Raw genomic sequence first — 24,915 nt, 5'->3', positions numbered from 1 at the left:
TGAATCCCACACCCAAACGGAACACTACTTTCCAAGGTGATGAAATCCTGCGAATGAGCGAGTATACGTAAGAAAACCCCTTAAACCCGAGGGACGGATTTTGAATCCGTTATACCACTCCTTTTTAAAAAAGGAGCCTGCCGGAATGGGAAATAAGTACCTCAGAATCTTCTATTCTACGTAAGCCCCCAATCAAATTGAAAATAACGGCCTGAAAATCCATTACTGATTGCCTCCCTGGTAGCCTCCTGGTAGCCGGCCCGGCCGCCCGCTCCCCGCCAAAAAAACCCCCGCCCCCACCCTACCAAATTTCCTTATTCTACCGAATTTCTTTAGTAGATTTGTTGGAGGACTTTGACGTATCATGTCGAATTCCTAGAATAAGGAAACTCTAGGAGGGTATGTAAATTGAAGAAGTTGCGAAGAAAATTGAAAAGAAAGATCTCACTCAAAGCCCTCACTGGGGCTTTGGTCATTTCACAGGCTCTTCCGCTGGCCGGCCAGTTGGGCGGCATTTCGGTGGCACAATCAGCGGCGGCGCCTGGCACCCAATCAGGAGCAGCGCCCGGAGCACAATCAGCGGCAGCGCCCGGCGCACAGACAGCAACAGCCCCCGGCGCACAGACAGCGGCGCCCGGCACCCCTTTTGCGGATGTCCCTCCCGGACACTGGGCGGTAGCGGAGATTGAATCCCTCAAGAAGCAGGGCATCATCACCGGAAAGACCCCCACGCAGTTCGCTCCTGAAGATTCCGTCACCCGTGCCGAATTCGCCACCCTGTTGGTAAGGAGCTTGAAGCTGCCCCTAGTCACCGATAAACCTCAGGTGTTTCAGGATGTAAAGCCTGATTTTTACGCCTATCCCTATATACAGACCGCCTACCACAACGGCTTGCTGACCGGAGAGTCTGCCACCTCCTTTAACCCTGACGGGAAGATCACCCGCCAGGACATGGCAGCCATCATTGCCAGAGCCCTGAAGGTGGCGGATGTGTCCGATTCTTTCATGCTTTCTTCCTTGAACTTTGTGGACAACAACCAAATTTCTGGTTACGCGAAAAAATCGGTCGCGGCAGCCACGTACCTGGAATTGGTCAAAGGGTACCCGGACCGGTCTTTCAAACCGGTCGATCCGGCCAACCGTGCCGCGGCAGCTGTGATGATTGACCGGCTTCTGAAGGTTCCTCCCAGTAAGATTGAGCAGTTGAAAGAACTGGCAAACCCGATTGTGAAAACTATCGAAGTGACGCCCAGCGCCGCCACGCTGGTGATCGGGGAAACGCAACCACTGTCGGTGACCGCCCTTGACAAGAATGGACATCCGGTTCAAAACCCTCCCGTCACTTGGAGCGTATCCGGGGACATTGGAACGTTGGACGGGAGCGTGTTTACCGCGAGAAAAGCGGGAACCGGCAGGATTACGGCGACAGTGCAGCAGAAAGGGCAAGCTCCCATCACCAAAAGCATTGAAGTGACGGTGGAGGAACCGAAGCACCTGTCTTTCTCCCAACCGGATTACGGAACTTTCAAGCCGATGCAGCCTGTCGCCATCACGGTCCATGTGAAAGATGAGACGGGAAAACCGGTCGTGACGGACCAGAACCTCAAAGTAACGCTGATCGTTAACGGTCCGGACGGACAGTCAACTTTGGAAACCACCACTTACAACGGCCAGGCCAACATCACCCTGAACAAAACGAAAGCGGGCACTTATGCGGTAACTGTCACAGGGCACAGGGCCGTTGCGGATGGATCCGCTTCCTTCCAAATTGTACCCGGCGACTTTGCCAAATTGAAAGTGTATGCGGCGCCTTCCACCTTCGTCCGGGCGGGTTCTTCCATCGAGTTTATCAGTACCGCTTATGATCAGTGGGACAACCAGCTGCCGCCCCTGCCTGTGAAGTACCAGGTCAGCGATCAAAGCTTCGGCAGGGTGACGAACGCCTCCAACCCGGCCAATGGCACATTTACCGCCGGCAGCAAGAAAGGCACCGTCACAGTCACGGCTCAACACGGCAATGTCACCGTCTCCAAACAGTTGACCGTTTACAAGGACGCGACCGATCTTGTCAGCGGCAAAGGGGATTGGATGATGTGGCGCGACTGGAAGAACTACCCGGTGAAGGAAACCATTCAGCGCCTGAAGGACGCTCAGGTCACTCATGTGTACCTGCTGGTCTCCACCACGATCGACGGATTCTTCGGACAGGATTCCATGGATGACTTCCTGCACCAGGCCCATGACGCGGGCATCGCGGTGATGGGCTGGATCTACGCGGCCAATAAAGATCCTTACAAGGACGCCGAGCAAACGATCCAGGCGATGAACTATACCACGCCTGCCGGACAGCGCTTTGACGGGCTTGCCGCCGACCTGGAGGAGAACCTTTACGCCTGGCACCAGGAGGAATTTGCCAAGTCGGTCCGCTCCGCTCTTGGCGACAAGTATCCGATGATGGCGGTGATCTACCCGGCCACCTGGCGGGACAAGCAGCCTTGGGACGTGTACAAGAAGTACTACGACATCATGGCGCCCATGGTCTACTGGCACTACAAGGCGAAACCCTACACCTACAAAGATGCCTACGGGGCCGTCGAAGCCGAAATGATCAAGCTGCGGGAGTTTACCGGCAAGCCCATTCACATGATCGGCCAGTCCTACAACATGTTCCCCAACGACTGGAGACAGGCACCGACCTGGGCCGAGATCCAGGGGGCCATGAAAGCCGCCTATGATTATAAAGCGGTCGGCTATTCCACCTACCGCGGCCGTACCGCCACCACCGAAGGCTGGAACGAATTCGCCGCTTTCAAATGGGAGAATTGATAGTCTCTCTACACACCCCCCCCCCCTTATCAATAAGATAAGGGGGGTTTTTATATTTTTTATTGCAATCTCACGTATGGTAAAATAGAGTATAACCAATTAATACGGGTGATCGATCTGTTTGTTAAAGAGATTCCAAATGAATTGCTGGAAAAATGGAGATCGTGGTTTATGGGGAACCTGGGACCCGGTGAACTTCCACAGGTATGCGCCTGGTTCGGAATCTGTCCTCCCGGATTTCGAAATCCGGAAAAGGTTCCTTATCCGGTTTTGAAGTCTTTTTTCCAAAAAAAAGCATTGTCCTCCCCCGTTGACGCAGCAAAACTCATCCGTCAAATAAGGTCTGAATTCCCCGGCCTGGAAGACCGGGTGGCGTCTCTTCCCTGGGGCTGTACAATTGAGGACGTGCAAACCATCGACAAAGAAGCGGACTTGGGCCATGTGGTTGCCGGCCTCTTGTTGTCCGAACGGGAAGACCTCAAGCAATTGGCCTTGCAAATCATGGAGGAGAACCTCCCCTTCGAACTGAACCCTGAACAGCAAAAGCTCGCCCCTCCTGCCGCCAATCCGCTGGAAAAGGAAAACCGGCGTCTGTCCCGGTTGGTGGAGTCCTTGAAAAACTCCATCCGCAAAAAAGAAGAGAAATGGCAGCGGGAACTGTCCAAACTTCGCGATGAAATCAAACAACTGAAAAAAGCGGTAAAAGCGGAAGCAGCCAAGGCGAAGGAACGGGTGGCGGTTCTTGAGCGCACGCTTCGACAGGAACAATCATTGTCCAGAGATGCCTCACGTGCACTGGCACTTGCAGAACGGAATCTTGGCCGCACACAGGAAAAGCTAAAAAAACTGGAGTTCGAGAACCTGCAATTGAGGGAACTGAACGGCTCCCATAAAGATACGATTCGCGATTTGACAGAAGAAGTCGACCGGTTGAACGGACTGCTGTCCTCTCCCCCTGCACGACCGGAACCCGCTGAACCTGAACCGGTTAAGGATTTTGAAGCGGATTCCGTAGCGGATTCGGCAGAAAGTCCGGGTGAGTACCCGCCTGTTGTTAGTGGGATCCTGCAAATTCCGGTCCGTTCGCGTTTTGGGATTTTAAGCGCTGAGCAAGGGTTGGATCTGTTTGTATCTGAAAAAATCCTCTACAACATCGGAGCGAAAGACGGAGACGAACTGGAAGGCCATTTGGTGGGAGAATACGCACCCGGACTGCCGCAGTACAGATACCGGGTTGTTCGGAAACAGGCAGGACCGTCCAATCAACGGGAATTGCTCGGCATTGTGGAAGAACGCTCCGGATGGATCGGTGTCCGCGATTTGCATGACGATGAATTGTTTATACCGCTTCACGCGTATGAACTGCCAAATGTTTCAATCGGTGATGTGGTTACTGTTTTGTTTGACATCACTCATCCGCACAATAACCGGATCCTGACCAACCATCAGCACATGCCGCAGGAAGATGTCGTTCCGCATCGCCCCCGTCGCAAAAGCGGAAAACCCTCTGCCAAAAGCGGGGACTCTGCCGGCGGAGAGTCCGCGGCCAAAGTGGAAGACTCACAGGCAATCGAACAAACGCTGGAAGGTCTGCATGTCCTGATCTGCGGGGCGCAATCGAATATGGTGACTTCCTATGAGGAGGCGATCCGCTCAAGAGGCGGAACCGTAAAGGTATTGGAGAACCAGCCCGCATCCCTGCAGCCTCTCGTGGCAAAAGCGGACATCATCATCTGCAACATTCATCAGATCAGCCATCCTTTCTTCTGGGTGGTCAAGGGCGAGGCCGTAAGACAAAAGAAGCCGCTTCGCTATCCGATCTCCGGCGGAGTTTCGGCCATTCTGCGCGAAGCTGAGATGTACGCGGCAGGGAATTAGCCCGACTGCGGCCCGGTCGGGGCATACCCCTGCTTTTCCGCGTGCCCAAGCAAATACAGGAAAGCAAACGCCGGGATTTTCACAATGGGAACCTTTGTTTCAAAGGGCAGGGTTCCGTAATCTTCCGCTTTCTTGGTCACTACAATGGCTCCGCCCACCTCATCATTTTTCGCCAGTTCGACAATCGCTTCCGATTCTCTGATTCGCGAATCTTCCCGATACTTGACCTCTATCAGGATTTTGGCACGCGGCAATGAAACCACCACATCGACTTCTTTCTTCGAGTGCGCATCCCTGTAATATCCGATCTGGGGCAATCGGTTGTAATAGAAGGACGCAACATGCTTGTAGACGGTGGTTTCAATCAGAATCCCCATTTCCTCCGGATTGGACAATACGTCGTCGTCCTGCAGCAAAACGGCGTTTCGCAGGGCCGCATCGGCAAGATAGATTTTCGGACGTGCCTTGAGCACTTTCTTGCCGGATAATCCCAACGGATTGCTGATATAAATAAGATTGGCCTGTTCCAGAAGTTCAATATAGTTTCCTACGGTAGCGCGCGATACACCTATTTCGCTTGCGATGGCATCTTGTGATACGATACTGCCGCTGTGCAGACACAGGTAAAGAAATATTTTCTCAAGGTCGTCCACGTTCCGGATGTTGTAAAGTACAGTCATATCACGCTTCAGAACCTTGTCCACCACATCTTCCCGCATGACTCTTTGACCGTAAGTGACATCCTGGCCCAATGCAATTTCGGGGAATCCGCCCACCATCAAATATTGGTGAAAAAACGGTTGAAGCGGAAGCAAACACTGCATAAGGCCTTTTAGATCCTTCTCTTTCAACCTTCCCAGTTCGGTTGGTTTAACGCCAGTATCAAGGGAGGGTTTCTCCTGAACTCCCAGCAAGTCCATGTATTCGTAAAACGACAGTGTGGGAACCCGCACATTTTTCCATCGGCCAACACCGCTTTCCACCGTCTTTGCGGCCAGGACAGGGCTGGCAGATCCCGTTGCCACTATCCGATAGTTTGGATTCATGTCGTAAAGGATTTTCACCCAGTTGTCCCAATCCTTCGCATATTGAACTTCGTCGAAAAACAGGTACAATTCCCGCACTCCGGCCGCTATATTGTTTTGGTACAATTCAAGCAGTTGTCCGATATCGCTGAATTTTAGCAAAGGATGATCGAACGATAAATACAAAATGTGCCGGTGGTGCACACCTTGATCAAGCAAATCTTCAATCATTTGGTATAAAATCGTGGTCTTCCCTACGCGCCGTGCTCCTGAAAGAAAGACGGCCCGGCGGATATCCGGATGTTGCAAAATTTGCTTGGCTTCATGGAAGGCAAACCGCTTGACCGGTTTGGTGAAATCCTTGTGCACTCTGCCCGTTGTCCACCAAGAGTTAAAAGCGGTCAATACTTTTAATAATTGTGATTCCGATACAATCGCCATCTCGAACACCCCCTTATTTATCATTTTTATCATAAATATTGTATACTATACATTGCATTATTACAATAAATAATGCTAAATAACAGGTTCACACCCCTTCCTCCCCCTCGTTCAACCGATTGCCGGAAGGTTTGTCTCCTCCTCTTTTTTGCTTTGTTATCGAACTTTGTGGATGATCTGCCCTGACAATCCGATATCAATTTGATGCAGAAACCATCAACATGATCCAGTGACCATCAACAATATTGCATAACAAATGAGCAAAGGGGACGGAGTCACCTGTCACCCCTGTTGGAGTCGCTCCTGTCAGGAGTCGTCCGCCCCTTGTGGTGTCGCCCCTTTCGGTTGTGCCATTTTTTCCGCCATAGTATACTAGTTGTTGATTTTTCAGGTTAAAAGGAGCCCGCTTATGCTTTCCTCTTATAAAACCATCAAAGAATATGGCGAAGAAACCATCATCATAAAAAAATCCCGCTTCATCGGCTACGCATTGCCTGTAGAAACGGAGGAAGAAGCGATCCGGTTTGTGGAAGCCATCCGGAAAAAGCACTGGGACGCCACCCATAACTGCTATGCTTACCAGATCGGATCCCATGACGAAATCCAACGGTCCAACGACGACGGGGAGCCGGCAGGAACGGCTGGCAAGCCGATTCTGGAAGTGATCAGGAAAGAGGGGTTGAAAAATACGGCGGTGGTGGTCACCCGTTACTTTGGCGGCATCATGCTGGGGGCGGGAGGTTTGGTGCGGGCTTATGGCCAGACTGCCGGTGCGGCGCTGAAGGCTGCAGGGATTGTCACCCGGTCCCTTTTTCAAACTGTGTATGTGGGGATTGATTACACGTGGCTCGGGAAAGTGGAGAATGAGACGCTTCAGGCAGGTTATTTCGTGGACAGCACGGAGTATTCGGACCGTGTGCGGGTATCGGTGCTGGTGCCCGCCGAGGAGGCGGAACGTTACACAAAGCTGATCACCAACGCCACACACGGCCAGGCAGAGATTGCCTTGGGCGAGCCGGTCTATGCAATGATCCAGAACGGGAAGCTGGTTCGGTGAAGTCATTGCAGGGCGAACATCAACTCCGCTTCGCAAACCACTTTGCCGCCGACCTTGGCGACCGCTTTGCCCTTGCCAATGCTGCGCTTCATCGTGACAATCTCCACTTCCATATGCAGCGTGTCGCCCGGGCGCACCTGCTGGCGGAAGCGGACATTGTCGATCCCCGCAAAGAAGGCGAGCTTCCCTTTGTTCTCTTCCATTGACAGGATCACAACCGCCCCTACCTGGGCCATCGCTTCTATGATCAGCACCCCCGGCATGACGGGGTAGTCGGGAAAGTGCCCGGGGAAGAAGGGTTCGTTGGCTGTTACATTCTTGATCCCGGTCGCTTTTTTCCCGATTTCCAGCTCCAGAATCCGGTCCACCAACAGAAACGGATAACGGTGCGGTATGATTTGTTTGATTTGGTCAATGTTCAGCATACGGATCCCAACTCCTATACAATTGTTCGTTTCTATACGGTGTCTCAAGCTCAACGGTTAATCGCCCGGAACTTGTGTATGTACACAAAGCTTGTGATGAATGACATCGTGATGGTGCTCCAAAGCAGCGCAATGGCGATCTTCCATTTGAACATGATGGCAACCACCGTAATGTAGTAAAGCACTGTGGTCAACTTGCCCCACCAGACGGCCGGCACGATTCGTTTGCCGCGGGTATGGAAAAAAGCGGACACCACAATCATCGCCACATCCCGGATTATCAGCAGCCCGGCTGCCCACCAGGAAATCCGCCCGTCCAGGATAAAAGACAGAATCACAGCCAGCATCATCAACTTGTCTGCCAGCGGATCCAGGATTATGCCCAGCGGGGTGATCCAGTTGTATTTGCGCGCCAAATACCCATCCAGCAGGTCGGTGAGTCCGGCCAACGCCAAAATTCCCAGCGCATAAGCCATGTTCCATGAAGAATCGGAGAAAAACGCAATAAAATAAAGGGGAACAAGCCCCAGTCGAATCATTGTGAGCACGTTTGGCAGATTCACAGACCTTCCTCCCACCGACATCCTCATAGTACCATTCTAATCGTACACAGGCAAAACCGCCATAAAAAAGGTTTATGGCGCTCATAAAAAAAGAGGCCCTGGGGAAAAGCCCCGGTTGCCCCCGATCCCGCCGGCCTCGTTGCTGTTACGATCTCAAATTGTTCGCAAGGCCCATCATCGTGTCCGTCATTTGGATGGATCGCGCATTTAATTGGTACGCCCTTTGCACTTGAATCAGCTCGGTCATCTCTTGCGGCAGTTCCACATTGGACATTTCCAGTGCGCCTTGGCGGATGGCTCCGATCCTCTTCCGATCTTCCGGGTCTTTCAGATTGTTCAGAGAGTCTTTCTGTGGGTCGTATACCGCTTTGTCCGCCGCCACATACAGATTGTCGCCGACTTCCCTCAGGGTGCTTTCCGGGTTGCGAGGCAAGACGATGTTCATGGCGCCAACTTCAACCGGTCCCTTCTCCCCTTCTGCCGTAATGACTCCATTGGGTGCTATGGACAAGCGGCGGCCCTGCAGTTCCTTCGGAATTCGAATCGGTTCTCCGTCAGGATTGAGAACCGGATAGCCTGCATCGGTCACAATCGTTCCGGCTGCATCCACCTGAAACTTGCCCGCCCGGGTGTAGGCGGTCAAAGCCTCGCCGTTTGCACCGGTCCCCGGCAGTCCAACTGTAAAGAAACCGGATCCTTCAATGGCGAGATCGAGCATGTTGCCTGTCTGCTGGATGTTCCCCTGTTGAAAAAGGGTGGCCAGGTGAACGGCATAAACTCCGTTTCCTATCCGAAGGCCGGCATCGGTCCGGCGTCCTTTGTCAGGAAACTGAAATTCGTCGGGTTGGCTGAACTCGGAACGCAGCAGTTCTTCGAACTGGGCGTTCTTCGCTTTAAAACCCGCGGTATTGATATTGGCTATATTGTTGGAGATCACATCCAGCTTGGTTTGCTGGGCCGACAGGCCTGATGCCGATGTGTAGAGCGCTCTCATTGCAGTTGGCTCCTCTCGTTCGCTAATTCTCTTATCCCAGGCGTCCCAACTGGTTGACCGCCTTGTCCAGGGTGCTGTCAAGCACGCGGATGACCCGTTGATTGGCTTCGTAGTTGCGCATTACGGCAATCATGTCGGTCATGGCCTCTGCCAGATCCACGTTGGATCCTTCCAGGAAACCTTGACGCATCTCACCGGAACGGTCCGTTGTAAGGTTGTCTTCCTGGAAGCGGAACCTTCCGCCTCCTACGTTCTGGAGCTTCTCCACGTTGGCCACATGGACCAGGTCAAATCGGAGACCGGCTGCATTTTCAGCAAACTCCCCATTTTCCATAAGGCCTGGAATCGGCGTGCCTTCATTATTGACGCGAACTCTCGAATTGGCAACCGGTTTCCCGTCGGTTCCCACCGCTTGCAGGTAGAACCCCGCGCCATTCACCAGGAAGCCCTGCGAATCCGGATGAAAATCCCCGTCACGGGTGAGAAAAGTGTTGCCCTCCTGATCCGCCATCGGGAAAAAGGATCTTTGCAGCGGATTGGCACTGGAATCCACAATTGCGAAACCGAACTGGTTCTTTGTGGGCTTGAGGGTTCCCGGGGTAAAACGGGTGATGATCTCTTCCAGGAAAGCGCCTGTCCCCACTGCCCCCACACTGGGGGAATTGGGATCGAGCCGTTGCGGTCCGCTGCCCGTATGATCATTCAGTGAATACAGCAACATTTCGGGAAACGAACGCATCACGCTGTCGTCTTTCTTGTAGCCGACTGTGTTGACATTTGCCAGGTTGTTGGACAGCACTTCCTGCCGCCGTTCACCGGCCAGCATTCCGGATGCAGCCGTATAAAGTCCTCGAATCAAGCATACTCACCTCATGTTGCTGAATAATAATTTTATGTTAATTTCCGAAAAATTTCCGGCTGTTCGGTCGTATGACTTTCTCCAGGTTGTCCAGTACTTTGCCGGTGCCCCGTGCCACACAGGTCATCGGGTCGTCAGCGATCAGAACCGGAACCTGCAATTCGTCCATCATCAGCTTGTCCAGACCATATAGCAAAGCGCCGCCGCCTGTCAGTACAATACCTTTCACATAGATGTCAGCCGCCAGTTCGGGCGGTGTCCGTTCCAATACGCTTCTGGTCGCCGCAATCACTTGAGTGACGGGCTCTTCCAGTGCAATCCGGATCTCTTCCGAGGTGACCTCAATCGTTTTGGGGAGGCCGGTCACCATGTCGCGTCCACGAATGTCGTATTTTCCCTGGCGTGCGTTGGGGTACACGGATCCGATCTGCACTTTGACCTCTTCCGCCGTCCGTTCGCCGATCAGCAGGTTGTGCTGCTTCTTCACGTAGCGGATGATGGCTTCGTCAAACTTGTCCCCCGCGACCCGAATAGAAGAGGAGGTTACGACGTCACCGAGAGACAAGACCGCAATATCCGTCGTTCCTCCGCCGATATCAACGACCATGGAACCGCTGGGCTGGAATATGTCCAGTCCGGCTCCAATTGCAGCCGCACGCGGTTCTTCTATGATATAGACATCTCTGGCACCTGTTCTCTCGGCCGCTTCCCTGACCGCTTTCTGTTCCACCGAGGTAATGCCTGCCGGGACACAGATCAGGATGCGTGGGCGAACAAACAAGCTTTTGCCAACCGTCTTGTTGATGAAGTGGCGAAGCATCATTTCCGTAACGTCAAAATCCGCAATCACGCCCTCCCGAAGGGGCCGGATCGCCACTATGTTGCCGGGTGTTCGCCCCAGCATTTGACGCGCTTCTTCCCCGACAGCCACAATCTTTTTCGTCTGACTGTCAATCGCCACCACCGACGGTTCGTTAAGTACGATTCCTTTCCCTTTCACATGGACCAATACGTTGGCCGTACCCAGGTCAACACCTATATCTTTGCTCAACATCTATTCGCATGATCCTCCTTCGTACATAGACAGATCCCTTTGCTGCCATGTATGCCGAAATCTTTGGAACAAGTCTGCGGTGTGATCCCCGATGGCTCACGTATGAATCCCAAAAATTACCGATCAAATCCCCCATCACATAATTCTACAGCGAAGAAGAAACTCCTCTTTCAAGCCCGACATTTTTTGACATTTTTCGTTTGGTTTCATCTCTCCGGTATTTTTTCTTGGTCGCTTCCCCGCCCCTCAGGTGCCGAATGGATTTGTGATACTCAAGGATTTCTTTGACACGGTTTGCCAGATCCGGGTTGATATCAGGCAGACGTTCGGTCAGGTCTTTATGCACCGTGCTTTTGGAGACACCAAATTCCCTGGCGATTGTACGTACCGTATTTTTGGTTTCCACGATATATTCGCCAATCTTCAGGGTGCGCTCTTTGATGTAATCGTGCACTCCCTTTCGCCTCCCCCATGCTCAAATGGTCTGATACATTATATGAGGGTGTGTACCACATATGCCTAAATTCCCGGTTTGACAAGCCTTGGGGCTTGTTTCCCCGTTTTTTCTCCCGCTTTCTCAACTTGACATGCCTTGACTCGTCCTTTCTGCAAGCACGAAAAAAAGGCCTCTCCATGAGGCCTTTTCCAGTATTCTTATCAACCAATCTGCAGTTTCTGAGGTCTGCCCTATTGACCGGCAGAAGCGCTTGTCCTGCGAAAATAAGTGTCGAGCATTTTCTCGGCGATGGGCCCTGCCATATCCGAGGAGAGAGCGTTCTTCTTGCCGTCCGGGACAACTACCGCCACGACGATTTCCGGTTTCTCATAGGGTGCGAATCCGACAAACCAATAATTGTCGGTGGTTCCTGTCTCTGCTGTGCCCGTCTTGCCTGCCACCCGGTAGTCTTTATTGGCAAAGGGATAGTAGGCGGTTCCCTTAGGGTCATGCGTAACCATCCACATGCCCTCTCGCACATACTGCAACAGATCCGGCCCAAAAGACACCGTATTCAAAACTTCCGGTTCGGTCCGCTTCACCAGCTTCCCGTCGGGACCGACAATTTCCTTGACCAGATAGGGCTTCATCCGTTTTCCTCCGTTGGCGATTGCGCTCACGTACTGGGCGAGCTGGAGGGGGGTAAAGTTGGAGTTCTGCCCTATGGCAAGGAACGGCAAGTTGGTGATGGCGTTCTCATCGAAATTGTATCTTCCCTCCGCTTCAAAGGGCAGATCGATGCCCGTCGGCACGCCCAAACCGAACTCCCGTTGATACTGCTTGAACTTCTCAAAAGCGGGTTTTTCATATTTTTCCTTCCACTCTTTGAGCCCGATGGAGTTGAACAGCATGTCATACTTGGCCAACCCCATGCCAATGCGATAATTATAGGTGTTGACCGATTCGGCGATGGCCTGCTTCCCGTTTACCGGGCCATGGCCCCCGATTTTCCAGTCATTTGCCCGATACGATCCAATGTATATGTGACCGCTGCTGTAGATTTGTTCATCCGGCTTGACAATTCCTTCCTTCAGCCCGATCATGGTCGTGAGCATTTTCACGGTGGAACCGGGCGCATAAGGAGCCTGAATGACCCGGTTCATCTCGGCTGGTCGGAACGAGGCTTCTTCCTCGTAAGACAGGCCGTCTGTCCAGATATTCGGATCATAGAACGGGTAACTGGCCAGGGCCAGAATCTCGCCGGTGTTTGGCTCCATGGCTACAGCCGCTGCATGCTCAACCCTATTGCCCGGTATCTTCCTCAGTTCTGCCACCCGTTGGGCCAACGCTTCTTCCGTCGCTTTCTGCAATTCCGAGTTGATCGTAAGAATCAGATCGTTGCCGGGAACGGGTTTCTTTTCCACATAGTAGGCATCCGGGTCGCGGTCTACGGGATCCCCGTTTTTGTCCACAGCCACGCTGGCAGTCCCGTCCTTCCCCCGCAGCTCTGACTCATATTGTCTCTCCAAGCCGGCAAACCCGATCCGGTCACTGATCTGATACCCCTTGGCCGCGTATTCGGGCCATTTCTCCGGCGGAATTCCGTTCAGGTATCCGAAAATATGCGAAGCAAAGGTCTGGAGCGGGTACTCTCGAATCGCTTCCGGAATGACTGTGATGCCCGGCAGTTCATGCAAATGCTCTTTTACCTTCGCCACCTGCTTGACGGTTGCGTTCACTTTGACTTTCCTGGGAGCGGACCGGGGCAGCCCGTCTTCCCCTTTCATCAGCTCTATCAACTTCTCTTTGGAAGGTTTGGACTTGTCCTCCGGATCTTCCAGCAAAGCGATAAGCCTATCGGCAAGCGCCCGAATCTGCCGGTCCGCCTCTTCCTCCTCGTCCAACGCGAAGGGATTGGTGTATTGGATCGTAAAAGAAGGTTTGTTCGTTACCAGAACGTTCCCTTCCCGGTCCTTGAACTGTCCCCGGGGAGCAGGCAGAACCCGCTGCGCATACCGGTTCGCTTCCGCCATTTGTTGATAGCGCTCACTGTTCTTCAGCTGAATGTGGCTCAGACGCAAAAGCAGCGCCGCCAATCCGACAAAGAAGATCAGAAACAGGATTTGAATCCGCTTGAATTCGGGCTTTTTCTCCTCTTCCCTTATTTCCATCCGATCGAACCTCCTCTCTCCCACAACCACTATTCTATCAAAAAAACACTGTTAAAAAAGAAAAAGTCCCCGCCAGTTTCTGGCGAGGATTCTCCGACGTTCTTGTTCCACTTTACTTCCGTTCCGGAAGCACGGTTACGGGATCGAGGTTTTTGCCGTCTTTCTTCACTTCAAAGTGCAGGTGGTTCAATTGGTCCTTTTCAAGCAGATTGTTGCCAGACTTGGCGATTGTTTGTCCCTGAATGACCTTGTCCCCTTCCTTGACTTCGATGTCCGAAAGCGACGCGTAATAGGTCACGTAGCCGTTGTCATGCTTGATTTCGACTACTTTGCCCATCAGCGCATCCGAATCCACGCGGGAGACGGTGCCGGACGCAGCCGCCACTACCTCGAATGGCTTATCATCCTTGCGGCCCATGACAACTCCATTTTGCGTGTAGAAGTTGTTCTCAAATTTCAAAATGGAGCTTTCCTTCGCTTTCGGATCCTTCGCTTCGTCGTAGAACGCCATGGTGACTTTTGCTTCCTTTTCATCCGCTTTCACCGGCCAGATCAGTTCCTGGCCGGCGGTTACCGGCATCTCACCGATGGGGTTCTCCGGATCAGTCACCGAAGTCCCGACGGGTGGATTCTCGGCTTCCTTCGAAGGCTGCGCGTCCTGGATTTGTGCTACTGCAATACCGATGATAAGGGCCGCTGCGCCAAGATAGAGGGCCGGGAACGTCCACCGTTTGGCAAACAAAGACTTCAAAAACCCCGGTTTTTTCTGGCTTCTAGGAGCCAAATTCTGATTCTGGTTTTTTTCTTCATTCATTGTTTTCCATCACCTCATTCCCCATTCTCGCCATGAATGACAAAGCTTATACAGGGAATACTCAGTTGATGGAGATTTTTTCTATTCTTTCATTGCGGTTTGGTAAGGTGTGAGAGTGGCTCCTTGATAGAAATGGGACAGAATTTCATGGGCCTGCTTGCCCTCTTTCGCCATTCCTTCCGCGCCGTATTGACTCATGCCGACCCCGTGTCCGTTGCCGCGGGTGGTGAAAGTAATGGTGGAACCTTCCACTTTCCACGAAAAATCGGTCGAAGCCAATCCTAAAGTCTCCCGGAATTGCGGACCGGTTATCGTAATGCCTGCAACCCGGATTTTTTTGACGCGGTTGGTCGCTGAGGTTTCAAGGACCTGGATGGTTTGGTTCTGGTTGGCAGCGGTTACGGCGGAAGGAATACCCAGCAATCGGTGAAATTCCTCCAGCGGGATCGACTTGGTGCCCTCCATATATTTGGTCTGTTTGTCCCAAGGGCTGTCGACCGAGCGAAGATAGGGCAGCGGCCTTCCCCAATAATCCTGTGAATTCTCCGTCTTGCCGTTGGACGCCGAGAAGAAGAGAGCGTCAATCGGCTCTCCATTGTAGCTCAGGATCTGGCCTCTGGTTTCGTTGACCGCCTGGGCAATTTTGTTCAGATTGAACTGGTATTCGAATACGCCCCAACGTTTCTTCAGCTTCTCATCCGAGCTGTAGGCCTGCACATCCCGGTGGTCATCCGTAATATGGGCACCTTCCGGTGTCAGGAGATTCTTTTGAATTCGGCGAACCGCATTGGTGCGGGCCGCAATTGCCTGGGCCTTCAGCGCTTCCATGGAGAAAGTGACGGGCATCTCGGCGGCCACCACTCCTTTCACATACTCTTCCAGCGGCAGTTCCACCACTTGCTTTTGTTCTTTCAGGTAGATTTTGATCTTCATGTCGTCAGGTGCCGCTTGCAGGCGGGACTCTCCGTTTCTGCTGCCCGTCTTCGACAATAGGCCTGCCAGACCGGCCGGAATGGCGATCATGAGAACAAGCGTGATCACGAGCATCCCAATGATCGGTTTATACGTTGCTGTTGCGCTTCTCAACGGCTGTTCCCCCCCTTTTATGCAATAACGGCTTTCCCCCGCGCTTCACCGTTCCGCGCTGTTCCCGCCGCCACTCTATGAAATGTATATGTGAAACTCTTACCGGTATGCCCTTGAAGTGATAGACTGTGGAAGTCTGCCTCACTCCTCGCTGCCTCATCCCTCGCTACTTCATCCCCCCGGCTGCCTCACCAGGCGAAAATGTCCCGGCAGATATAATAGGACTGGTTTTCAGTCTTAATCTTCCGATTCGGGATCAGCCCTTTAAAATAGGACTGATTTTCAGTTTTATATGAGGTATTTATTCGCATGCTCCGAAAAAGTGTGATATAAGACTGAGAATCAGCCCTATTTTACTGCCTAAAACCCATTCGACAATAATAAGCCTGAAGAACAGTCCTATTTGTGAAATTGGGAGTGGGAATAGAAATGGAATTGCTGGTGGAGGCGGGAGTGGGAATAGAAATGGAATTGCTGGTGGAGGCGGGAGTGGGAATAGAAATGGAATTGCTGGTGGAGGCGGGAGTGGGAGTAAAAATGAAAGTGCTGGTGTGAAATCGGGAGTGGGAGCAGAAATGGAAGTCCTGATAGAGGCGGGAGTGGGAGCAGAATTGGAAGTGCTAGTGAAATGAGTAGTGGAGATCAGAGTTACCATAGAAGTTTCTTCCCCTTAAGATTGGGGGTATAAGAACGAACCCTGTATTGTCCCCCGGCGGGTTGAAGCCAACCTTTTTCAACCAGGTTTTTTAGGAGTACTCGGGACTTGTCCCTACCTATACCTAACTGTTCACGAGCATCTGTTGGGGTGATGGAGCGACCTAGCCTTAGCGCAAGCCTCATAAGTTCCTTCTCCAAGGGATTCAAATCCCCTAAATTTGTTTCATCTCCAAACCAACGCCCCATCCACTGTTGTAGCATCTGTTGACACATTCGCGGCTTCTCCTTTATATCATCATAACTGAATCGCATGACGTCCCAGCCGTCCAGTATCAAGTGATTCTGCCTCAACAGGTGGTCGGCAAACTGCCTTCTGCTTAAGTCACGACAATGGGTGCTGTATCCGTCAATCTCAAATGCCACACGAAACGGGCGACGAATATAGGCGAAATCGATAAAACGGTAACCATCCTTAAAGTCCTGAATCTCATATTCCGGATGTAAGTAGTTAAAGTGACCGAAAGCAGGCCACCAAACCTTTTCCAGAAACAATTTCTCTCCATGCCCCAATCCTTCTTTCAATCTTCGGTGCCTTTCCCCCTTCCGCTTTTTTAAATGGGAATTGATCAACTGTTCAAAGGCCAAGTCAAACTTCATAAAACTCCTCCTTACCGACTTGTTTTTGTACAAAAATATAATACCATATTGTAGTTTTAAATAAATTATCAACTTGAAACTCACTATGTGCGGGTGGGGCATCTGGCGGGAGTAGGAGAAATGGGCGGAGCGGAAGACAGACAAAACAAATAAAGAGGGCCGAAGCCCTCTTCATCCTTTGCTGTTATTCCACTCTCTCAATGTCGGCGCCGATCTCCCGGAGTTTGTCCTCCAGTCGGAGATAGCCGCGATCGATGTGATGAAGCCCGTTTACTTCCGTCTCGCCTTGCGCGCCAAGACCCGCGATTACCAGAGCGGCACCCGCACGCAGGTCGCTGGCAGTCACACCGGCACCGGTCAGGATCGGTACTCCCGTAATCAAAGCCGTGCGGCCTTCCACCTTGATGTCGGCTCCCATGCGCTGCAGTTCCGCCACATGCATGAAGCGGTTCTCAAACACGCTTTCGGTAACCAGGCTGTTGCCCGGAAGGACGGTGAGCAGCGCCATCATCTGCGCCTGCATGTCTGTAGGGAATCCCGGATACGGCAGTGTCTTTACATCCAGATGCTTGTTGCCAGGTCCTCCGATCACACGGATCCCGTTCACATCCTCTTCAATCTGGATGCCTGCTTCTTTCATTTTGGCAATGACCGGTTTCAAGTGGTTGGAAATTGCCCCTTCCACATAGACATCGCCTCCGGTCATGGCTGACGCAATCAGGAAAGTGCCGGCCTGAATCCGGTCAGGAATGACCGCGTGGTTCGCGCCGCGCAAGGACTCGACGCCTTCGATCCGGATCACGTCCGTACCCGCTCCCCGTACGTTGGCGCCCATAGCGTTCAGATAATTGGCAAGATCCACGATCTCCGGTTCTTTCGCCGCATTCTCAATGATCGTCCTGCCTTCCGCCAGCGAAGCTGCCATCATGATGTTCTGGGTGGCACCCACGCTTTGAATGTCCAGGTAAATCCGGGTGCCCTGCAAACGGCGTCCCTCAGGCAATCGGGCTTCCACGTGCCCGTGTCCGACATCCACCTCCGCACCCAACGCTTGGAATCCTTTAATATGCTGGTCCACCGGTCTCGCCCCGATGGCGCAGCCGCCGGGCAGAGCCACGCGCGCTTTCCCCATACGGGCCAAAAGAGGACCCATCACCAAAAAAGAGGCCCTCATTTTTCGAACCAAGGATTCATTTGCGATCCACTCGTTTACATTGCGTGAATCGATATGCAACACACTATCGCCTTCCCGGCGCACTTCAGCGCCAAGACAACCGATCACTTCGCTGATCGTCTCCACGTCCGCCAGCCAAGGGACGTCTTCAATGGTGCTTGTACCTTCCGATGCAAGTATCGAAGCGGCAAGTATCGGCAAAACAGCGTTTTTGGCTCCGTCAACCTTCACGCTGCCCGACAGGCGGTTACCGCCTCGAATCAAAAACTTCGACAATGTTAGAACCTCCGCTCAGGGCGGGCCGCAGCCCTCATACTTTGCCTAATACTCAATTGTCACAATCGGAGAACCAACCAGTATGCGCGTCTTCGCGGAATACTCGTCATAATGAACCGCAACTTGCAAATTCATACGCTTCTTGTTGGTCATTATGTACTCCAAGACAATGGGAGAATACCCCGACACACTTGTCAGGGAATCGGAACGAATCCCCTCGACCTCGTTTGCTTCCACTGCCGCAAATATTCCGGATACGAGCTGATCCCGCTCCATACCTTCAATTCTATCATTGAAAAATCCCTTGATACAAGTGCTAATTTGTGGGGTTGCGCCGACTTGTGCGGCTGCTTGTTTTACTTTCTCTATATGTTCCGGGATATCCTGCAAGCGGTCCGATTCCCGCTCAATTTTTATCACCAGAACGGTCTGTTGAGGGTGTTCGGAAAGGTTCATGGAGGTAAGGATCAGAGAGACGGACGTGTGGGGGTCCCATTGCCCATAGAGTTGATACACATTCTGCCGCTCTTCGCTATTCTTGTGCTCCTGGGGGTCGGGAATGGCAAGTTCCGCATTTATTTTCCCGGCCATGAGCTTTAAAGCATCCATCGGGAGATATTGGGAGTTGACCACCGACCAATTGTGAACGCTGTAACCTTCCCCCTGCGCACCGCTTGCCGCGAAAGCGCGGTTGAGGAACTCACCCATGTGCAGCTTCTTGGCAGACCTGGCACCGCTGTGCAGTTCCCCCGCAAATGCCACTCCCGCCAGCAATGTGATGAACAGGAAGAATAAGACCATTTTTTTCATAAAAAAAATCCCCCCGCCGGTCAAGTCTAGTACCCTATCAACCAGCTTGACCCAATGCAAGAGGATATATACCTGCAGGAACTTTATCTCAGGTATTTGAGAAGCAGCGAGGCACTCAGATACTGCAGGAAAAATTGGCCCACCAGAAACCCGAGAACAATCGCGAATATCAGGCGGAGCATCATCGCCGGACCCCCGCGGTGATCCCGCAGGAACAGATCCCACTTCACGCTCCCCAGCGCGTACCAAGCGATAGAAATGGTCATCAGATACGTCAGCAGTTGGACAAGACCAAAGATACCGGTTGAAACCGGCAGCGACAAGCCTGGAAACATGGTTCCTCCTTCCCCCGCCGGATGCCCGGCAGCCTGACCTTGGAACTTAATCCTAGTGCTTTGCCGGCTGGTTGTCAAGAAATCGGGCTATACCCGTTTTGCTGGGCGATGAAGTCGAGATGCACCGTGTCCAGATCCAGCAGGGCAGGAGCCGGTTTTGCGAGATACTGGCGGGTATCGATTACTTTTACGTAACCCCCGCACTTCTCGCAGACGTGGATCTTCGCTGTCTCTTCCCCCTCAACCGTCAGGAAATGCATAGTCTCGAAGTCTTCGTTGCCGCAGTGAGAACATTTCAGCCGGTTCTCCCGCCAATTGTATTCACAGCGGGGACAATGCAGAACCTTCTCCCCCTTGTCCACAATCTGACCAAGACGTACCGGTTCGCCGCAGCAGGGGCACGCCTGCCCGCCCTCAGCCTGAACCGAGCCCTGAACCACACTTTCGCAATTCTGGGCCAATACCCGCAGATAAGGACGGATTGCGTGTTCCGCCAGGAAATGGGGAAGCCACTCCGGCAGTTGGTACTTGGCGGCAAATTTTTCGAAATAATAGGTGTTCATGGCCACCGTTTCCGCCACCCACTCCTCAACCATGGCTGCATCCAGAGATTTCAGCGCCTGTCGGAGTGGCGATTCGATTCCCTGTATGGAATCTGCCAACAGATCGACAAGCTGCCCCACCCAGGCCAGATACAGTTTGGAATCGACTGGCAGCGTCAGTCTCATGACAAGGGGAATCCGGTTGTTAACGGAGAGTGCCTCCAATGCGTGTTCATAGATCCCTGGCTCTATACTCTCCTGCCATTGCGTTTGCAGTTGGACAATTTTCTCTTGCAGTTCCCGATATTCCGGCGAAACATAATTGGACATGCTGGATCCCCCTTACTTTCCTTGCCGGCGCAGCTCATCCGCCCAGCGACCGTGATGTTCCTCCACATACTTCATGGGCACATACCCTTTGGTCATCCCCTTGATGGACACCCGGGATGACGGGTGACCGATGCTCAGATAAATATGGCCCACCACTACAGCGATGGCCAGACCGAAACCGATGTCATGGATCGGGTAGCTCCAGACTTGCAGCCATTTTGGAAAGTACTTGGGAAACCACATGAAGACCCCCGACAGGATTAGCAGCAAGAAAGAAAACATCTGCAGGATGGAGTTGAGCTTTTCTCCTGCATTAAAGAAGTCCTGCTTGGGCATATCCGTATGGAACCCAAAAAACTCCTTCGGGAATGCCGCAAAAAACTGGAAGTCATGCTTCTTCCAACTGAGAATCTGTTTCAACCAGTTCTTCAGACTGGCCCGGTCAAACACCAGCAGAATCAGGAACGGCACGACAAACACTACTGCAAAAATCCGGTGCAGCTGCCGGGCGGTGGCTGGCCCTCCCAGCACGGGATACAGCCAGTCGAAGAACTCGGTGTACATGGGAAGTCCGGTCACCAGCAGCGCCAAAAACGATGACGCATAGAGCCAGTGGGTCACGATGAATGTCCTGGTAAAACGTCTCACCATTTGTTGTTCCGAATGAATCCGGTTCCGGCTCATTGCTCCGATCCCCCTTCATTCTCAACTTGTTCCAAGTTTTCATGTCTCCTGAACAGGCTGTTGGAGATGAAGGCCCCAATTACCGCCATGGTGGTGACGCCAAACAATGCCTTGCCGATCGGCTGGGCATAATCCTTCCAGATGGTCGCCGACAATGGAACACGGGGGTCTTCCGGCAAGCCGAATACGCTCGGTTTCTCCGGCAGGACATAAACCGCATGGGTACCCCCTACTCCTGGCGGATTGTAAATGTTTGCATTCGGATAGAGCGGCTTGATCTCAGCCAAACGGGCTTCCGCCTGTTTGAGCATCGCTTCTTGCTCACCAAACACAATGGCATCTGTCGGGCAAGTAACGGCACATGCAGGCTGCATGTTTTTCTCAAGGCGATTGGTGCAGAGTGTACATTTTTGTGCTTTGTAATAGGTTTTGTCGTTCTGCTCATCCTTGTACTCGGCCAGTTCCACCACTTTGAACGGACAGTTGTTCACACAATAGCCGCACCCTATGCATTTTTCCGAATCAATGACCACCGAACCGAATTTGGTATACCCGATGGCGTTCTCCGGACAAACCTTGACACAAGCCGCTTCCTTGCAGTGCAAGCAGGCGCTGTGGCGGAAGAGCCAGTCCAGGGAACCGTCTTCTTGTTCATACTCGGTATAAGTGACCACGTTCCATGTGTGGGCGGTCGTTTTCTTATGGGATTGAATACTGCCCTGGAACTCCTGCCTCTCGGCGGGCAGATCGTTCCAGTTCTTGCAAGCGACCATGCATGCCCGGCAGCCTGTACATTTGGTAACATCAACAAGTTTGACAAACTCGGGCATTAGTCAATCCTCCTTACATCGCAAAGAAACGCTTTGTATTCAGGCATTGTGGTTTCCGGATCCGCAATGTTGGCGGTCAGATTGTTGGCCGTACCGCCGGTCACGATTCCCTTGTATCCGAAGTGCCATGGCATGCCGATCTGGTGGGTCTTTTTGCCTCGAATAACCATTGGCTTGAACCGCTTGGTGATCATCGCATATGCTTCAATACTTCCCCTTGCGGAAGTTACCAGGACACGGTCTTTGTTCTTGATCCCTTTCTCTGCCGCCAGTTCTTCACTGATTTCAATGAACATATGCGGTACCAGTTCGGAAAGCCACTCCTGATTTCTTGTCATCGCGCCGGACTGCCAATGTTCCGATACCCGGTAAGTGGTTGCAATAATCGGGAATTTGTCCTTGTCTCCCTTCTTGTTGCCCTCCTCGCTCCAAATTACGGAGACCGGATTGAACTGTACGCTGGAGAACGCATTGGCAACCGGGCTTTCATAAGGTTCGTAGTGTTCCGGGAAAGGTCCATCCTTACGAACCGCGAACAACCCGGCCACTTCATTGGGCATCATGATGAACGGTGTGGTTCCTCCGGCTGAAGTCGGAGCCTTGGTGGCAGCAAAGTCAGGCACGTCATGTCCGACCCATTTTTGCTTGGCTTCATCCCACCAGATGATTTCTTTCTTCTTGCTCCAGGGCTGTCCTGCCGGATTGGCTGCGGCACGGTTATACAGCACGCGTCGGTTCATAGGCCAAGCATAGGACCAGTTCAGGTAGTTGCCCATCCCTGTATCTTTGTTGTCGCGGCGTTTGGACAGGTTGCCCGCTTCCGGATAGAACCCGCAATAGATCCAGTTGCCGCTGCAGGTGGAACCGTCGTCTTTCAACTCTGCGAAGCCGGACAATTGCTTTCCGGTCTTGTAATCGTATCCATTGATTTCACGGGCCACAAGATCGATGTCCGGGTGATCGCCATGACCGTATTCCCAGTGCAGTGCATTAATGGGACGGGCAGCAGCGTCTGTGCGATTCTTATAGAGCGCCTTGATCTTCAGGGCCAACATGTGAATAATTTCCAGGTCGGCTTTCGATTCGCCTCTTGGCTTGATCGCTTGCCAACGGTACTGCATCCAGCGTCCGCTGTTGCTGATCGAACCTTCCTTCTCGTAGGACCCGCAAGCCGGAAGGAAGAATACTTCCGTCTTGATTTCCGCCGGGTTGCTGCCCGCTTCTTTCTGCCAGAAAGAAGCCGTTTCGGTTTCCCACAAGTCGACGGCAACCAGCCAGTCAAGTTTCGCCAGCGCCTTATGCTCTTTGCCTGCGTTAGGTCCGCCCACCACAGGATTCTGGCCGAATGCGAGCATCCCCTTGATGGTGCCTTTGTCCATGCTCTCAAAGATGGCAATATGGGAATAGTTTTTGTTCCCCTTCGGCAGGTACTGGTATCCAAACTCGTTTTCAGCCGTGGCGTTCGGACCGTAGAAGGCCTTCAGCAGGCTGACCATGAATTTCGGTTTGTTGATCCAGTACCCGCTGGTGGGTGTCTCGTTCTTGTTGTAGTCTGCCAAAGTAGCATGCTTGGCGCTTGCGGTTGGTGCGTTCAAGTAACCGGTCAGACTTCCGTACAGCAATCCGAAATCGGTCGATCCCTGTACGTTGGATTCCCCTCGGAGCGCGTTGATTCCCCCGCCAGGCAATCCGATGTTCCCCAGCAGCAACTGCAGAATCGCGTAAATCCGAACGTTTTGGGTACCGGTTGTATGCTGGGTTGTACCCATGGCGTACAGGATTGTGCCCGCTTTGTCAGGGCTGGAGGTTTCACAGAATGCTTTGGCTACCGCCAGAAACGCTTCTTTCGGTGTGCCCGTTACTGCACAAACGGTGTCCGCGTCATACCTTGAATAGTGTTTCTTCAGAAGCTGGTATACAGACTGTGGATGGGAGAGGGTTTCGTCCTTGATGATTTCACCCTTCTCATTTTTTTGGAATGCCCAGGTATCCGTGTTGTAGCTGCGTTTTGCCGCATCATATCCGCTGAACAAACCGTCGTTGAACGAATACTTGTCGCTGACAAGGAACGACGCGTTCGTGTAATGACGAACATATTCCTTTTGAATCAGGTCGTTCTGAAGTGCGTAATTGATGATACCGCCGATAAAAGCGATATCGGTGCCTGACCGCAAAGGAGCGTAGTAATCGGCAATTTTGGAAGACCGGGTATAACGCGGGTCTACCGAAATCAGCTTGGCTCCTTTTTCCTTGGCTTTCAGAATCCATTTGAAGCTGATGGGATGGTTCTCCGCCGGATTCCCGCCCATAATCAGAATGCAATCGGAATGCTGGAGATCAATCCAGTGATTTGTCATCGCGCCGCGACCAAATGAGGGTGCCAGACCGGCAACCGTCGGGCTGTGTCAAATCCGTGCCTGGTGTTCAATGTTGACCAGGCCTAACCCCCTCATCAGTTTTACGAGCAAATAATCTTCTTCGTTGTCCAGGGCGGCCCCACCGAAGCACGCAATCGCTTCGGTCTTGTTGACCGTGATCCCGTTTTCCGTTTCAACGAAGCTCTTATCACGGGTGTCTCTCACCTTCTCAGCGATTCGGGTGAGCATCCAATCCCAATCCTTCTCCTCCCATTTGCTGCTGCCGGGAGCGCGGTAGAGAGGTTTCAGCACACGCTTGCTTGAAGTGTACACCTGTCTTACAGCAGTTCCTTTGCTGCACAAAGCCCCCTGATTGATCGGATGATCAGGATCTCCCTCGGTGTACACCACATCATTGTCCTTCACATGAACCAGGATGCCGCATCCCACGGAACAGTACGGACAGATTGTGGGTGTCACTTTTGCCTTTTCGATTTTAAGTTCGCTTGCTTGTGCATGGACTTGCTTGTCATTGAAGCCCAATTCCACCACCGCCAACGTAACTGCGGTAGCTCCCGACAGCTTGAGAAACTGTCGGCGTGTCAAATCGACCATGTTGCTTCCTCCTAACTTA

22 protein-coding genes are annotated in these 24,915 nt (G+C 52.5%); 4 read left to right on the top strand and 18 right to left on the bottom strand.

What is annotated here, in order from left to right:
* Window positions 1–408 precede the first annotated feature (408 nt).
* Window positions 409–2,826: an S-layer homology domain-containing protein gene (locus tag EFBL_RS06545; protein WP_096181341.1), complete on the top strand. Its 2,418-nt coding sequence runs from the start codon at window positions 409–411 to the stop codon at window positions 2,824–2,826.
* A 171-nt stretch (window positions 2,827–2,997) separates the two neighbouring features.
* Window positions 2,998–4,704 (top strand): DUF2325 domain-containing protein, encoded by a 1,707-nt coding sequence (locus EFBL_RS06540; RefSeq protein WP_096181340.1) that lies wholly within the window; start codon window positions 2,998–3,000, stop codon window positions 4,702–4,704.
* Here EFBL_RS06540 and EFBL_RS06535 read toward each other — a convergent pair.
* The gene (locus EFBL_RS06535; protein WP_096181339.1) at window positions 4,701–6,170 is read right to left on the bottom strand and encodes an ATP-binding protein; all 1,470 of its coding nucleotides are present in this window, start codon (window positions 6,168–6,170) and stop codon (window positions 4,701–4,703) included. The two genes, EFBL_RS06540 and EFBL_RS06535, sit on opposite strands and share 4 nt — an antisense overlap.
* 409 nt (window positions 6,171–6,579) lie before the next feature.
* On the opposite strand from EFBL_RS06535, the gene EFBL_RS06530 reads away from it, so the two are divergent.
* On the top strand, window positions 6,580–7,227 hold the full coding sequence (locus EFBL_RS06530; protein ID WP_096181338.1) for a YigZ family protein: 648 nt from the start codon (window positions 6,580–6,582) through the stop codon (window positions 7,225–7,227).
* 2 nt (window positions 7,228–7,229) lie between these two features.
* Here the strand turns inward: EFBL_RS06530 and fabZ are convergent, their stop codons facing one another.
* The 9 genes from fabZ to spoIID form a co-directional block, all read right to left on the bottom strand.
* Window positions 7,230–7,652 carry a 3-hydroxyacyl-ACP dehydratase FabZ gene (gene fabZ, locus EFBL_RS06525; RefSeq protein WP_096181337.1) on the bottom strand — a complete coding sequence of 141 codons (423 nt, stop codon included), beginning with the start codon at window positions 7,650–7,652 and terminating at the stop codon, window positions 7,230–7,232.
* A 50-nt stretch (window positions 7,653–7,702) separates the two neighbouring features.
* Window positions 7,703–8,215, bottom strand: a complete 513-nt coding sequence (locus tag EFBL_RS06520) for a CDP-alcohol phosphatidyltransferase family protein (protein ID WP_172899658.1) — start codon at window positions 8,213–8,215, stop codon at window positions 7,703–7,705.
* A 145-nt stretch (window positions 8,216–8,360) separates the two neighbouring features.
* Window positions 8,361–9,209 (bottom strand): flagellar basal-body rod protein FlgF, encoded by an 849-nt coding sequence (gene flgF / locus EFBL_RS06515; protein ID WP_096181335.1) that lies wholly within the window; start codon window positions 9,207–9,209, stop codon window positions 8,361–8,363.
* Window positions 9,210–9,240: 31 nt separating this feature from the next.
* The gene (locus tag EFBL_RS06510) at window positions 9,241–10,068 is read right to left on the bottom strand and encodes a flagellar hook-basal body protein (RefSeq protein WP_096181334.1); all 828 of its coding nucleotides are present in this window, start codon (window positions 10,066–10,068) and stop codon (window positions 9,241–9,243) included.
* Between the two features lie 37 nt (window positions 10,069–10,105).
* Window positions 10,106–11,122 (bottom strand): rod shape-determining protein, encoded by a 1,017-nt coding sequence (locus EFBL_RS06505; RefSeq protein WP_096181333.1) that lies wholly within the window; start codon window positions 11,120–11,122, stop codon window positions 10,106–10,108.
* A gap of 145 nt (window positions 11,123–11,267) precedes the next feature.
* Complete coding sequence (spoIIID, locus tag EFBL_RS06500; protein WP_096181332.1) at window positions 11,268–11,576, bottom strand: sporulation transcriptional regulator SpoIIID; 309 nt, start codon at window positions 11,574–11,576, stop codon at window positions 11,268–11,270.
* A gap of 233 nt (window positions 11,577–11,809) precedes the next feature.
* Window positions 11,810–13,729, bottom strand: coding sequence for a penicillin-binding protein 2 (gene mrdA / locus EFBL_RS06495; RefSeq protein ID WP_096181331.1), 1,920 nt, complete (start codon window positions 13,727–13,729; stop codon window positions 11,810–11,812).
* A 112-nt stretch (window positions 13,730–13,841) separates the two neighbouring features.
* Window positions 13,842–14,543 (bottom strand): M23 family metallopeptidase, encoded by a 702-nt coding sequence (locus EFBL_RS06490; RefSeq protein WP_096181330.1) that lies wholly within the window; start codon window positions 14,541–14,543, stop codon window positions 13,842–13,844.
* 81 nt (window positions 14,544–14,624) lie between these two features.
* Entirely contained in the window at window positions 14,625–15,629 is a 1,005-nt protein-coding gene (spoIID, locus tag EFBL_RS06485; RefSeq protein ID WP_096181329.1) for a stage II sporulation protein D, read from the bottom strand.
* 429 nt (window positions 15,630–16,058) lie between these two features.
* Between spoIID and EFBL_RS21625 the strand changes: the two genes are divergently transcribed.
* Window positions 16,059–16,184, top strand: coding sequence for a hypothetical protein (locus tag EFBL_RS21625; RefSeq protein ID WP_269432682.1), 126 nt, complete (start codon window positions 16,059–16,061; stop codon window positions 16,182–16,184).
* A 93-nt stretch (window positions 16,185–16,277) separates the two neighbouring features.
* Here EFBL_RS21625 and EFBL_RS06480 read toward each other — a convergent pair whose 3' ends face one another.
* The 8 genes from EFBL_RS06480 to fdnG form a co-directional block, all read right to left on the bottom strand.
* A complete protein-coding gene (locus EFBL_RS06480; protein WP_096181328.1) occupies window positions 16,278–16,943 on the bottom strand; it encodes a putative endonuclease domain-containing protein in 666 nt (221 codons plus the stop codon).
* A gap of 184 nt (window positions 16,944–17,127) precedes the next feature.
* Window positions 17,128–18,393 carry a UDP-N-acetylglucosamine 1-carboxyvinyltransferase gene (gene murA, locus EFBL_RS06475; RefSeq protein WP_096181327.1) on the bottom strand — a complete coding sequence of 422 codons (1,266 nt, stop codon included), beginning with the start codon at window positions 18,391–18,393 and terminating at the stop codon, window positions 17,128–17,130.
* A gap of 45 nt (window positions 18,394–18,438) precedes the next feature.
* A complete protein-coding gene (locus tag EFBL_RS06470) occupies window positions 18,439–19,203 on the bottom strand; it encodes a YwmB family TATA-box binding protein (RefSeq protein WP_096181326.1) in 765 nt (254 codons plus the stop codon).
* Between the two features lie 83 nt (window positions 19,204–19,286).
* Window positions 19,287–19,538 carry a DUF1146 domain-containing protein gene (locus EFBL_RS06465; RefSeq protein WP_096181325.1) on the bottom strand — a complete coding sequence of 84 codons (252 nt, stop codon included), beginning with the start codon at window positions 19,536–19,538 and terminating at the stop codon, window positions 19,287–19,289.
* A gap of 74 nt (window positions 19,539–19,612) precedes the next feature.
* Window positions 19,613–20,410, bottom strand: coding sequence for a formate dehydrogenase accessory protein FdhE (locus EFBL_RS06460; RefSeq protein WP_096181324.1), 798 nt, complete (start codon window positions 20,408–20,410; stop codon window positions 19,613–19,615).
* 12 nt (window positions 20,411–20,422) lie between these two features.
* Window positions 20,423–21,094 carry a formate dehydrogenase subunit gamma gene (locus EFBL_RS06455; RefSeq protein ID WP_096181323.1) on the bottom strand — a complete coding sequence of 224 codons (672 nt, stop codon included), beginning with the start codon at window positions 21,092–21,094 and terminating at the stop codon, window positions 20,423–20,425.
* Window positions 21,091–21,924: a 4Fe-4S dicluster domain-containing protein gene (locus EFBL_RS06450; RefSeq protein WP_096181322.1), complete on the bottom strand. Its 834-nt coding sequence runs from the start codon at window positions 21,922–21,924 to the stop codon at window positions 21,091–21,093. Before EFBL_RS06450 ends, EFBL_RS06455 begins: the two co-directional genes overlap by 4 nt.
* The gene (fdnG, locus tag EFBL_RS06445; protein WP_131927755.1) at window positions 21,924–24,896 is read right to left on the bottom strand and encodes a formate dehydrogenase-N subunit alpha; all 2,973 of its coding nucleotides are present in this window, start codon (window positions 24,894–24,896) and stop codon (window positions 21,924–21,926) included. Before fdnG ends, EFBL_RS06450 begins: the two co-directional genes overlap by 1 nt.
* Window positions 24,897–24,915 lie beyond the last annotated feature (19 nt).

This window comes from Effusibacillus lacus (genome assembly GCF_002335525.1).
GTDB lineage: Bacteria > Bacillota > Bacilli > Tumebacillales > Effusibacillaceae > Effusibacillus > Effusibacillus lacus.
The sequence above is the reverse complement of the archived record's forward strand: the minus strand, read 5'-3'. Positions and strand labels throughout refer to the sequence as shown.